Raw genomic sequence first — 9,961 nt, 5'->3', positions numbered from 1 at the left:
CCGCCACCGCCCCTGCCGCCCCTGCCGCCCCGCACGGGCGCTGTCGCCTCGCCGCTGCTGCGGCGGCTGGCCCGCGAACGCGGCGTGGACCTGCGCGAGGTGACCGGCTCGGGGCCCGGCGGCCTGATCGTCCGCGCCGACGTGGAACGGGCCGCCGCCGCCCGGCGCGTCCCGCTGCGCGGCGTGCACGGCACCATGGCCGAACGCGTCACCCGCAGCCACGCCGACATCCCCGCCGCCACCTGCTGGGTGGACGCCGACGCCACCCGGCTGATCGAGGCCAAGCGGCGCACCGGGCTGCCGCTGCTCGCACTGCTCGCCCGCGTCTGCGTCGCCGCCCTGGCCCGCCACCCCGAGCTGAACGCGTCGCTCGACGCCGACGCGCGAGCCGTCGTACAGCACCGGGCCGTGCACCTCGGCTTCGCCGTCCAGACCGACCGCGGGCTCCTCGTTCCCGTCGTCCACGACGCGCACACGCTCACCACCGAGGCGCTCGCGGCCGAACTGGCCCGCCGCACCGAAGAGGCCCGCGCCGGAACGCTGCCGCCCGCCGCGCTCACCGGCTCCACGTTCACCCTCAACAACTACGGCGTCTTCGGCGTCGACGGCTCCACACCGCTGATCAACCACCCGGAGGCCGCCATGTTCGGAGTCGGCCGCATCGTGGAGAAGCCGTGGGCGCACGAGGGGCAGGCGGTGCTGCGGCATGTCGTGCAGCTCTCCCTCACCTTCGACCACCGCGTCTGCGACGGCGGCGCCGCGGGCGGCTGCCTGCGGGAGGCCGCCGATCTCGTCGAGGAGCCGCTGCTCCTGCTGCGCCGGGCGTAGGCCCCTCGGCGCGGGCGGGTACGGTGCCCGCATGGCTTCCTACGACGCCGTCGTCCTCGCCGGCGGCGCGGCCCGCCGGCTCGGCGGCGCGGACAAACCGGCCGTTCGCGTCGGCGCCCGTTCCCTCCTCGACCGCGTGCTCGCCGCCTGCCCGGACGCGGCGGCCACCGTCGTCGTCGGGCCGCGGCGGGCAGTCGCGCGGCCGGTCCGCTGGGCCCGCGAGGACCCGCCGGGCGGCGGCCCGCTGGCCGCCCTGCACGCCGGTCTCGCGCATACCGACCGGCCCCTGGTCGCCGTGCTCGCCGCCGACCTGCCGTTCCTGACCGCCGGCACCGTCCACCGGCTGCTCGCCGTGCCCGACGCCGCGGACGGCGTGCTGCTGCACGACGCGGAGGGCCAGGACCAGCCCCTCACCGCCGTCTACAGGACCGAGCCGCTGCGCCGCGAGATCGCCGTGCTGGCAGCCGAGTTCGGCACCCTGGCCGGGCTGCCGCTGAAGCTGGCGCTGTCCGGGCTCGCCATGCACCGGCTGCCCGCCCCCGACGGTCTCGACTGCGACACCTGGGCGGACATCGCCACGGCCCGCGCCAGGATCAGGGACGATGGAGCCGTGCTGGACGAATGGATCGCCGCGGTCAAGACCGAACTCGGCATCGACCCCGACGTGGACACCACCGCGCTCCTGGACGCCGCCAGGGATGCCGCGCACGGCGTGGCCCGCCCCGCGGCGCCGCTGACCACGTTCCTGATCGGGTATGCCGCCGCACTGCACGGCATGTCGCCCGCGGAGGCTGCCCGGAAGGTGTCCGCCCTCGCGGAGAGCTGGCAGCAGGAAGAGCCGCGGGGATGACGGACGAGTTCGACGACGCGCTCGCCCTGGCCAACGGCCCGGCGGGCGCCGCCCCCGCCGCGGCGCGCGGCGCGGGCCGCCGCGGCGTGGCGCGGCCGAGGCACGCCCCGGCGGAGGGCGCCGCGCACGTCGGCCCGGCCTGGGAGAGCGCCCGCGCCACCGCGTTCCGCTCGGTACGCCCGCTGCCGCCGCGCCGGCTGCCGCTCGACCTCGCGCTCGGCCACACCCTCGCCGCGCCCCTGACCGCGCTCACCGACCTGCCCGCGTTCGACACCTCGGCGATGGACGGCTGGGCCGTCGCGGGCCCCGGGCCCTGGCGGCTGACCGCCGGGGAGCCGGGCCTGCTCGCCGGCGCCCCGGCCGCCGGGCGGCTGACGGACGGCGAGGCCGTGCCCATCGCCACCGGTGCCCGGGTGCCCGAGGGGGCCACGGCCGTTCTTCGGTCAGAACGCGGCACCGCGGCGGACCGCCGCCTGCGCGGCCCGAGCCCGCAGCCCGGCGCCGACATCCGCCCCCGCGGCCAGGAGTGCCGCAGCGGAACGGAGCTGCTGCCGGCCCGCACCACGCTGACCCCGGCCGCCCTGGGCCTGGCCGCGGCGGCCGGCTACGACCAGCTCGCCGTGCGGCCGAAGCCGCGCGCGGAGGTGCTGGTCCTCGGCGACGAACTCCTGTTCCGCGGCCTGCCGCACGACGGCCGCATCCGGGACGCGCTCGGCCCGATGACCGGGCCCTGGCTGGCCGCGCTCGGCGCCCAGGTCATGGTGACCCGGCGGCTCGGCGACGATGCCGAGGCCCTGCACGAGGCGATGAGCACCAGCCGCGCCGACCTGATCGTCACCACCGGGTCCACCGCGGCGGGCCCTATGGACCACCTGCGGGCCGTGCTCGCCCGGCTCGGCGCCCACCTGCTCATCAGCGGCGTCGCCGTCCGTCCTGGCCACCCCATGCTGCTGGCCGAACTGCCGGGCGGCACACCCCTGGTGGGCCTGCCCGGCAACCCGCTCGCCGCCGTCTCAGGACTGCTGACCCTGGCCGAGCCGCTGCTGCGCGCGCTCGCCGACCGGCCGGCCGCGGCCGAGCGGCACGGGCGGCTGACGGACGAGGTGCGCGGCCACCCCGAGGACACCCGGCTGGTCCCGGTGGAGCTGCCCGAGCCGGACGCGGCCAGGCCGCTGACCTACGCGGGCCCCGCGATGCTGCGCGGGATCGCCGCCGCCGCGGCGCTCGCGGTGATCCCGGCCGGCGGGGCGCGGGCGCAGGACCGGGTCCGGCTCCTCGACCTGCCTGCCGCATGAGGTTCCCCGCCCGGGCCGCCCGCCGCGCAGACGAGGACAGCCGTTCGCCCGGCGTTCAGCTGCCGCGCTACGTCGCGGGGCCGCTGATCCAGGTCGTCCGGCGGCTGTGCATGGCGCTGGCCGTGCTGGCCACCGCCGTCGTGATCGTCTACGCCGACCGCGGCGGGTACACCGACAACCACGACGGCGAGGTCGGCTTCGCCGACGTCCTCTACTACGTCACGGTCTCGCTCTCCACCACCGGCTACGGCGACGTCGTCCCGGCGTCCGACGGCGCGCGGCTGATCACCACGTTCCTGATCACGCCGCTCCGCGTCCTGTTCCTGATCATCCTGGTCGGCACCACACTGGAGGTGCTGACCGAGCGCACCCGCGACCAATGGCGGCTTGCTCACTGGAGGAAGACCTTGCGCGACCACACCGTCATCGTCGGCTTCGGCACCAAGGGCAGATCCGCGGCGGAGACGCTGATGAGCGGCGGCCTGAGCCAGGACCAGATCATCGTCGTCGACCCGAGCGCGGCGGTCGTCGAGCACGCCAACGCGGAGGGTTACGCCGGCGTCGTCGGCGACGCGACCCGCAGCAGCGTGCTGGGGCGGGCCCGCGTGGGGCGGGCCAGGCAGGTCGTCATCTCCACGCAGCGGGACGACACGGCGGTGCTGGTGGCGCTCACCGTCCGGCAGTTGAGCTCGTCGGTGCGGATCGTCGCCTCGGTGCGCGAGGAGGAGAACGTTCCGCTGCTGCGGCAGTCCGGCGCCGATTCGGTGATCACCAGCGCGAGCGCGGTCGGGCGGCTGCTCGGCCTGTCGATGATCAGCCCCAGCTCGGGCGCCGTGATGGAGGACCTGATCCAGCACAGCAAGGGCCTGAGCCTGCGCGAGCGGCCGGTCACCAAGGCGGAGGCGGGGCGCTCCCCGCGCGACTGCCCTGACCTGGTCGTCTCGGTGATACGCGGTCACCGGCTGCTCGGCTTCGACGACGAGGAGGCGCAGACGCTGGAGCTCACCGACCGCCTCGTGGTCATCCACCGTGTGCGGCCGGAGGAAGTGAAGCCGCTGCTCCAGAAACAGGAACGGGACCGCGGCCCCGGCTCCTGGCGCATCCCCCGCCGCTGAGTCCTGTCCGGACGGATCGCCACCACGGAGCTGCCGAGCCCGTCGGCCAGGCCGCGGGTCCGGTCGGCCGGGTCCGGTCGCTCGGGTCCGCCCGCTCGGGGCCGGTCGGTCGCCAGCGGTCTCAGGTGAAGTCGGCGGCGTGGTCGCGGGCCCAGTCGGCGAACGTGCGCGCCGGTCGGCCGGTCGCGTCGGCCGCCGTCGGGACCTTCGCGGCAGGTGCCGGCTCCTGCGCCTCGGCGGGGTCCGCGGCCGGGCCCTCGGCCGGGCCCTCGGCCGGGTCCGCGGCCTGGCCCGAGTAGTCGGTGAAGCCGAGCAGGAAGTCCGCGTTGTCCGCGGCGAACCCGCCCTGTGCGAGGTACCGTTCGCGTGCCTCGGCGGGGGTGACCCGCACCAGCTCGATGTCCTCCCCGAGCGCCGCCGCGATGGCCGCGACCTGCTCCTCGCGCGTCAGCAGCTCCGGCCCGTTCAACGTGTGGGCCGCGCCGGTGTGCCGGTCGGTCAGCAGCGCCTCGGCGGCCACGTCGGCGATGTCCGCCTCGTGCACCGGGTACCAGGGGACCTCGGGGAACGGCTCGTGCACCACGCGCGCGGAACGGATCGAAGGGCCCCACAGCCACAGCTTGTTGAGCATGAACTCCCCGGGGCGCACGAAGGTCCACGCCATCCCCGACTCCGCCACCGCGCGCTCCACCGGCAGGTGGAAGTCGGTGTCGAAGCCCGCGGTCACCGCCCCCGAGGACAGCACCACCACGTGCCGCACCCCGGACCGCGCGGCGAGCGCCGCGACCTCCCGGGCCGTGCCGGGGAAGGGGAAGAGGTACATGCGCTCCACGCCGCGCAGCGCGGGCCGCAGCGAGTCCGGGTCCGCCAGGTCTCCCACGGCGGTCCCGACTCCCGCGGGCAGCACGGCGGCCGCGGCCGCCGGGTCGCGCGTCAGCGCCCGCACGTCGGCTCCCGCGTCCCGCAGCCGCGCCGTCACCAGCCGGCCGACATGGCCCGTCGCTCCTGTCACCAGAATCGTCATGGAATTACCGTATGGCATACGGGAATGTAGGATCAAGCGCATGGCAGCCGAGCGCAGCGGGGCGGGCGACCCCAGGCGGACCCTCGATCTGCTGTGGCGCGCGGGTCCTGGCGGCGGCCCGCGGCGCCCGGCACGCGGCCGTCGGCCGCGGATCTCGGTGGACCGGATCATCGACGCCGCCGTCACCGTCGCCGACCGGGACGGCATCGGCGCGATGTCCATGGAGCGCGTCGCAGAGGCACTGGGCGCGGGCACGATGTCGCTCTACACACACGTGCCGGGCAAGGCCGAGCTGATCGACCTCATGGTGGACGCGGTCCTGGCCGAACGCGACCTGCCCGGCGCCGGGCAGGCCCGCCCGGACGGCTGGCGGGCGCGCATCGAGCTGTACACCGCGCGCACCGGCGACCTCCACCGCCGCCACCCCTGGTTCCACCAGGTCTCGCTGGTGCGCCCGCCGCTCGGCCCCGGCCTGCTCGCGCAGGAGGAGTACCTGATCGCGGCCCTCACGGACAGCGGCCTGCCGCCCGACGACATCGCCGCCGCGGCCGGTGCCGTCGCCGCGGCCGTGGACGCGGCGGCCTCGGCGGCCGCGGCGGCGGACCGCGCCGAGCACGAGACCGGCCAGTCCGACGCGTCGTGGTGGGCGGCTCGTTCCTCGTTCTGGGAACGTGACTTCGACGACGAGCGCTACCCCGCCATCGCCGCCCTGTGGCGCGCCGGCGGCCTCGGCCGCGGCGCCCGCGAAGTGGCCACGCGGGCGGGAAGGTTCGGCCTTGACCGCCTGCTCGACGGCATCGAGGCGCGGGCCGCGGCGGCGGGTGCGGGCGGTGTCCGAGGCGGCTGAGGCGGCGGCCCTCGCCGCCGCCATGACCGGGGACGAGCCCGTGGTGCTGGCCGACCGGCTGGACGGCACCGTGGTCAGGATCGGCGACGTGGTCGTCAAGGCGCACGGCGAGGGCACCGACGCGGCGGCGCTCGCCGCGCGCGTCCGCGCCGCCGCGCACCCCGCACTGGCCGGCGTGCTGCTGCCGCCGTTGCCGCCCGGCACCGTGTCCCTGCTGCACGACGGCAGGCCGGCCACGCTCTGGCCCTACGGGGCGCCCGTCGATCCGGAGGCGGTGCCCTGGGAGGCGGCCGGTGCGCTGCTGGCCCGGCTGCACGCGGTGCCGCCGGCCGTGCCTGGGCCGCTGCCGCCCGCGGGCGGCCCGGCGCGCGCGGCGCGGGCGCTGGCGCGCCTGCGGTCCGCGCGCCTCCCGTCCGCGCACGCCGCGGTGCGGGACGCGGCGGCGCGCATCCTCGCAACGCCCGTGCCGGTGCGGTCGGTTGCCCTGTGCCACGGCGACTTCCACCTCGGACAGCTCATCAGGTACCCGGCCGACGGGGGCGCCTGGCGGCTCATCGACGTGGACGACCTCGGCACCGGCGACCCGGCGTGGGATCTCGCCCGGCCCGCCGCGTGGTTCGCGGCCGGGCTGCTGCCCGCCGAGGACTGGCACCGGCTGCTCCACGCGTACCAGGCGGCGGCCGGCACCGGGGGCGAGGACCCGTGGCCCGCGCTTGACGGCCCGGCGCGGGTGCTGACGGCGCAGTGCGCGGCGCGCGCCCTCGTCCGCACGGCGGCGGCGGGCCGGCCACCGGAACCGGAAGATGAGGCTCTCTTCATCTCCTGTCTCAGGATCGCCGCGCTGCCATAGAGTTGAGACAGCCAGCAAATCGACCATGGAGCCGATGATGCAGTGTCCCAAGTGCCGTGCACCGATGCACACGTTCAACCGGAGCGGGGTTCAGATCGAGCAGTGCAGTGGCTGCCGGGGGATATTCCTCGACTACGGCGAGCTTGAGCACATCGCTCAGCTGGAAGCCAATTGGGCACCGCAGGCGGCGGCCCCGCCGCCCCCCGCGCCGCCGCAGCAGCCGTACCCGCCGGCCGGCGGTCCGGCCTGGGGGGCGCCGCAGCACGGACATCACCACGGCGGTCACCACTACCCGCGCCGCAAGAAGGGCGGCATGTCCGGGCTGTTCTTCTCCTCCTGAGCGTTCACGGAGCGGACCGACGGCCCGCGGGAGGACACGCGTTCCCGCAGAGCAATCCCCCCGCTGCCCGCCCGGGCTGCGGGGGTTCGCCGTGTCGGTCGGTCGTCAGTGCGCGGCCGGGCCGCCGCCCTTGACGGCGCCGACGAAGCCGGTCCAGTCGGCCGCGGCAAACGTGAGCACCGGTCCGGCCAGGTCCTTGGAGTCCCGCACCGGGACGATCCCGGCAGCGGCGGCAATGTTCTTCGCGTACTCGAGGCAGGCGCCCCCGTTGCCGCTGCTGTAGCTGGACTTGACCCAGTCGGCGCCGGCCAGGTCGATCGTGCTCTTCATCGGGAGTACTCCTCCAACATCACCTTTTTGATGAGCGCCCGCGACTCGTCAGGCGACATGGCGTCCGCCCGCAGCCGGTCGTAAGTCGCGGCGGCTTGCGCCACTTGCGCGGATGAGTCAATCACATGGCCGCCACTCCAGGATTCCTCATAGAGCAGCGGGGGATCTTCGGTGAACCTCAGCAGGATGAAGCTTTCCGTCGCAGGCGCCGCTCCGCTGGAGAACGGGAGGACCTGAATGATGATCTGCGGCGATTCCGACTTGCTGAGAAGATGGCCCAACTGCGCGCGCATGACAGCGATTCCACCGATCTGACGGCGGAGGCATGACTCGTCGAGAATCACCCACAAGAGTGGGGGGTTTGCTCGTTCGAGTGCTTCGTGCCTGCGCATCCTCGCGTCGACCTTCCGCCTGACCCACTGCTCCGAGGAAGTCGGGTGCGCGTGCCGGTAGATGGCGTACGCATAGTCCTCCGTCTGGAGGATGCCGGTGACCAGGTTGGCGTTGTAGTCGAGGATCGTGTCCGCCTGGGCTTCCCACTTGACGTACGGCTCGAACCAGGAGGGGTGTTCGCGGCGGTTGATGCGTTCGCGCATTCGCGCGAAAAACCCAGAAGTGTTGAACACGCGATCGCAAGCCGCCGCGAACTGCGCACTGCCGAGCAGCAGTCCGTTCTCCACCTTGCTGATATAAGGCGGCTGATAGTGCGTTTCGTCCGCGAGTCCCTTCTGGGTCAGCTTCGCGTGCAGCCGCGCCTCCCTGACCTCAAGTCCGAAATAGGCGTAGCCGTCGCTCGGTTCACTGCCGCTGAACTCGTTCACTTGTTTGTCTTCCTGACTTTCCGGACCAATGGGAAACCCGAAACCCGGTGTCTTGCGGACACCGGAGGGTGATGGTTGGAGTACGCAAGGTGAATACCCATGGCGGAGGTGGCGGTCACATGACGGCAGACAATCTCATCGGAGAAGTGCATACGATTTCGCGTACGAGCCTTCACACGCGCGCGAGGGCACGGGCGCAGAGTCCGGGGTGTTCCGCATGAGCGCGAGTGTTCATGTCGCCCTGCGCGGCATCGTGTTCTCCGGGGTGAGCGGCTGGCCGCTGCCGCAGCGGGCCCCCGAGGGCAACGACTGGGTCACCGGCCGCTGCTGGCTCTACTGCCGGCGCGAGAACGTGAGCGTGCTGTGGATCGGCCCGCTGCGGACCCCGTCGGTGGAGGGCGAGCTGTACGCCTGCGGGCAGTGCATCGCCGAACTGGTCAGCATGGCGCGCGAGGAGCAGCGCCGCCGCGACCTGCCGGAACACCAGGTCTGCGAGCACCGGGAGCTTGAGCGACGGGAGGGAAAAACGTTTTGCAGCGGATGCGCGCGCCAGATCTATCTGTAGCGTCGCAGGTATGCGTGCGATCACCGTTCCCGAACCGGGCGGACCCGAGGCGCTGGTGTGGGCCGAGGTCGAGGACCCGGTGGCCGGGCCAGGGGAAGTCCTCATCGACGTTGCCGCGGCCGGTGTGAACCGGGCCGACGTGCTCCAGCGGCAGGGTCACTACGACCCGCCGCCCGGGGCGTCGCCGTATCCCGGCCTCGAATGCGCCGGCCGCGTCGCGGCGGTGGGCGAGGGGGCCGGGCCGTGGCGGGTGGGCGAGGAGGTGTGCGCGCTGCTGGCCGGGGGCGGCTACGCCGAGCGCGTCGCGGTGCCCGCGGGCCAGTTGCTGCCCCTGCCCGCGGGCTGCGACCCGGTGACCGCGGCGGGGCTGCCCGAGGTGGCGTGCACGGTGTGGTCCACCGTCTTCATGGGCGCGGGCCTCGCGCCGGGCGAGACGCTGCTGGTGCACGGCGGCGCCAGCGGCATCGGAACGATGGCGGTGCAGCTCGGCAAGGCGGTGGGCGCCCGCGTGGCGGTGACCGCGGGCAGCGAACGGAAGCTGGCGCACTGCCGGGAGCTGGGCGCGGACGTGCTCATCAACTACCGCGAGCAGGATTTCGCCGAGGAGCTGTCCGGCGGCGCGGACGTCATCCTCGACATCGTCGGCGCGAAGTACCTGGCGCGGAACGTCCGGGCCCTGGCGCCGGGCGGGCGGCTGGTGATCATCGGGTTCCAGGGCGGGGTGCGGGCGGAGTTCGACCTGCGGCAGCTGCTGGCGCGGCGCGCCTCGGTGTCGGCCGCGTCGCTCCGGGCGCGTCCGCCGAAAGAGAAGGCGGAGATCGTGGCGCAGGTGCGCGCGCACGTGTGGCCGATGCTGGCCGACGGGCGGGTGCGCCCCGTCGTGGACCGGCGGCTGCCGCTGAGCGAGGCGGCGCAGGCGCACCGGGCGATGGAGGCCGGGGAGCACGTGGGGAAGATCGTGCTCACGGTCTAGACGAGTTATGCCGAAGTCCTGCGGGAATGAGGTGAGGGTGTCCAAGATCCGGTTGTGCTGACCGACCTGGACACCCTCATCACCGCACTCTACGTGGAGATCGACGACCACCTGCCGCGAACC

General features: G+C 74.4%; 12 protein-coding genes. 9 read left to right on the top strand and 3 right to left on the bottom strand.

What is annotated here, in order from left to right:
* The 4 genes from RM779_RS33070 to RM779_RS33055 all read left to right on the top strand — a co-directional run.
* The coding region (locus tag RM779_RS33070; protein WP_311621499.1) for a dihydrolipoamide acetyltransferase family protein at positions 1–828 on the top strand (828 nt) is incomplete at its 5' end.
* Positions 829–859: 31 nt separating this feature from the next.
* On the top strand, positions 860–1,678 hold the full coding sequence (locus RM779_RS33065) for an NTP transferase domain-containing protein (protein WP_311621498.1): 819 nt from the start codon (positions 860–862) through the stop codon (positions 1,676–1,678).
* Positions 1,675–2,973 (top strand): molybdopterin molybdotransferase MoeA, encoded by a 1,299-nt coding sequence (locus RM779_RS33060; RefSeq protein ID WP_311621497.1) that lies wholly within the window; start codon positions 1,675–1,677, stop codon positions 2,971–2,973. The genes RM779_RS33065 and RM779_RS33060 overlap by 4 nt, the downstream gene beginning before the upstream one ends.
* The gene (locus RM779_RS33055) at positions 2,970–4,088 is read left to right on the top strand and encodes a potassium channel family protein (protein ID WP_311621496.1); all 1,119 of its coding nucleotides are present in this window, start codon (positions 2,970–2,972) and stop codon (positions 4,086–4,088) included. Before RM779_RS33060 ends, RM779_RS33055 begins: the two co-directional genes overlap by 4 nt.
* A 121-nt stretch (positions 4,089–4,209) precedes the next feature.
* Here RM779_RS33055 and RM779_RS33050 read toward each other — a convergent pair whose 3' ends face one another.
* Positions 4,210–5,112, bottom strand: a complete 903-nt coding sequence (locus RM779_RS33050) for an SDR family oxidoreductase (protein WP_311621495.1) — start codon at positions 5,110–5,112, stop codon at positions 4,210–4,212.
* Positions 5,113–5,152: 40 nt separating this feature from the next.
* Here RM779_RS33050 and RM779_RS33045 point away from each other — a divergent pair, with 40 nt between their 5' ends.
* The 3 genes from RM779_RS33045 to RM779_RS33035 are packed head-to-tail and all read left to right on the top strand — an operon-like array spanning position 5,153 to position 7,149.
* Complete coding sequence (locus RM779_RS33045) at positions 5,153–5,959, top strand: TetR/AcrR family transcriptional regulator (RefSeq protein ID WP_311621494.1); 807 nt, start codon at positions 5,153–5,155, stop codon at positions 5,957–5,959.
* Between the two features lie 22 nt (positions 5,960–5,981).
* Complete coding sequence (locus tag RM779_RS33040) at positions 5,982–6,809, top strand: phosphotransferase family protein (RefSeq protein WP_311621500.1); 828 nt, start codon at positions 5,982–5,984, stop codon at positions 6,807–6,809.
* Positions 6,810–6,846: 37 nt separating this feature from the next.
* On the top strand, positions 6,847–7,149 hold the full coding sequence (locus tag RM779_RS33035; RefSeq protein WP_077063408.1) for a TFIIB-type zinc ribbon-containing protein: 303 nt from the start codon (positions 6,847–6,849) through the stop codon (positions 7,147–7,149).
* A 105-nt stretch (positions 7,150–7,254) separates the two neighbouring features.
* On the opposite strand, the gene RM779_RS33030 is transcribed toward RM779_RS33035, so the two are convergent.
* On the bottom strand, positions 7,255–7,479 hold the full coding sequence (locus tag RM779_RS33030; RefSeq protein WP_311621493.1) for a DUF397 domain-containing protein: 225 nt from the start codon (positions 7,477–7,479) through the stop codon (positions 7,255–7,257).
* The gene (locus RM779_RS33025) at positions 7,476–8,300 is read right to left on the bottom strand and encodes a helix-turn-helix domain-containing protein (RefSeq protein WP_311621492.1); all 825 of its coding nucleotides are present in this window, start codon (positions 8,298–8,300) and stop codon (positions 7,476–7,478) included. Before RM779_RS33025 ends, RM779_RS33030 begins: the two co-directional genes overlap by 4 nt.
* A 217-nt stretch (positions 8,301–8,517) precedes the next feature.
* Between RM779_RS33025 and RM779_RS33020 the strand changes: the two genes are divergently transcribed.
* Together RM779_RS33020 and RM779_RS33015 are read left to right on the top strand one after the other, a co-directional pair.
* A complete protein-coding gene (locus tag RM779_RS33020; protein WP_077063409.1) occupies positions 8,518–8,865 on the top strand; it encodes a hypothetical protein in 348 nt (115 codons plus the stop codon).
* A gap of 10 nt (positions 8,866–8,875) precedes the next feature.
* Positions 8,876–9,838 (top strand): NAD(P)H-quinone oxidoreductase, encoded by a 963-nt coding sequence (locus RM779_RS33015; protein ID WP_311621491.1) that lies wholly within the window; start codon positions 8,876–8,878, stop codon positions 9,836–9,838.
* Positions 9,839–9,961: the final 123 nt, after the last annotated feature.

This window comes from Streptomyces johnsoniae, assembly GCF_031845565.1.
Lineage (GTDB): Bacteria > Actinomycetota > Actinomycetes > Streptomycetales > Streptomycetaceae > Streptomyces > Streptomyces johnsoniae.
The sequence above is the reverse complement of the archived record's forward strand: the minus strand, read 5'-3'. Positions and strand labels throughout refer to the sequence as shown.

Bases quoted from the DNA above. Each gene is read 5' to 3' on its own strand.
- RM779_RS33055 (WP_311621496.1), top strand. From the start codon at position 2,970: ATGAGGTTCCCCGCCCGGGCCGCCCGCCGCGCAGACGAGGACAGCCGT.
- RM779_RS33035 (WP_077063408.1), top strand. From the start codon at position 6,847: ATGCAGTGTCCCAAGTGCCGTGCACCGATGCACACGTTCAACCGGAGC.
- RM779_RS33045 (WP_311621494.1), top strand. From the start codon at position 5,153: ATGGCAGCCGAGCGCAGCGGGGCGGGCGACCCCAGGCGGACCCTCGAT.
- RM779_RS33040 (WP_311621500.1), top strand. From the start codon at position 5,982: ATGACCGGGGACGAGCCCGTGGTGCTGGCCGACCGGCTGGACGGCACC.
- RM779_RS33015 (WP_311621491.1), top strand. From the start codon at position 8,876: ATGCGTGCGATCACCGTTCCCGAACCGGGCGGACCCGAGGCGCTGGTG.
- RM779_RS33060 (WP_311621497.1), top strand. From the start codon at position 1,675: ATGACGGACGAGTTCGACGACGCGCTCGCCCTGGCCAACGGCCCGGCG.
- RM779_RS33030 (WP_311621493.1), bottom strand. From the start codon at position 7,479: ATGAAGAGCACGATCGACCTGGCCGGCGCCGACTGGGTCAAGTCCAGC.
- RM779_RS33065 (WP_311621498.1), top strand. From the start codon at position 860: ATGGCTTCCTACGACGCCGTCGTCCTCGCCGGCGGCGCGGCCCGCCGG.
- RM779_RS33050 (WP_311621495.1), bottom strand. From the start codon at position 5,112: ATGACGATTCTGGTGACAGGAGCGACGGGCCATGTCGGCCGGCTGGTG.
- RM779_RS33020 (WP_077063409.1), top strand. From the start codon at position 8,518: ATGAGCGCGAGTGTTCATGTCGCCCTGCGCGGCATCGTGTTCTCCGGG.